The organism is Clavibacter lycopersici (assembly GCF_003576405.1).
Taxonomy (GTDB): domain Bacteria; phylum Actinomycetota; class Actinomycetes; order Actinomycetales; family Microbacteriaceae; genus Clavibacter; species Clavibacter lycopersici.
The window spans coordinates 1-687 of record NZ_QWGT01000499.1 but is presented as its reverse complement, the minus strand read 5'-3'; the positions used below and the strand labels follow the sequence as shown (position 1 = coordinate 687).

Annotated in this window: 1 pseudogene; it reads right to left on the bottom strand. The window is 77.4% G+C overall.

What is annotated here, in order from left to right:
- Positions 1-687, bottom strand: a pseudogene (locus DZG00_RS16180) (ATP-dependent helicase); the annotation flags it as partial.

The following is a 687-nucleotide window of genomic DNA, read 5'->3' as shown; positions in this document are numbered from 1 at the left end:
CGCGGCGACCGCGACGACCTCATAGCCCGCGCCCACGACCGCGGACGGCGTGGCCACGAGCACGGTGTCGGCGAGCGGGTGCGGCGAGAGCGTGTCCTCGGGCACCTCGGCGCCGAGCAGCTCCTCCACGAAGTCGGACGCGGGACGGCCCGGGTTCCGCTCCACGAACCGCCGGGCCGCCGTGAACAGCGCCACGACGCCGTCGAGGTCGCGGTTCGCCTGGTCGGCCACGATCCCCGTCTGCAGCGCCTGCTCGAACCACGGCGTCGCCAGCCCCGAGCCCTCCCAGAGGTGCCAGAGCAGCTCCTCGATCGTGCCGTCCGCGGAGGCGAGCTCGCGCGCGCCCTGCAGCGTGCGGGCGAGCCGTGCGAGCCGGCGGGCCGGCCCCAGGTCGAGCGTCTCGAGCCGCCCGGGCGCGGCGAGCGCCTCGACGAGCAGCTCGTCGCTCGAGCGGTGGCCGTCGCCCGCGAGCTCCTCCTGGCGCATCGCGAGACGCAGCCGCCGGAGCTGGATCCCGTCGAGGCCGCCGAGCGGACCGGTGGCGAGCTCGGCCGCGATGTCCGGCGTGAGCGGCACGCGCCCGAGCACCACGTCCACGGCCCGGATGAGGGCGAGCGCGGCGAGGTCGTCGCGGAGCGCGCGTCCCGCGACGGCCGTGCGCGTGGGCACCTCGGCGGTCGCGAGGCT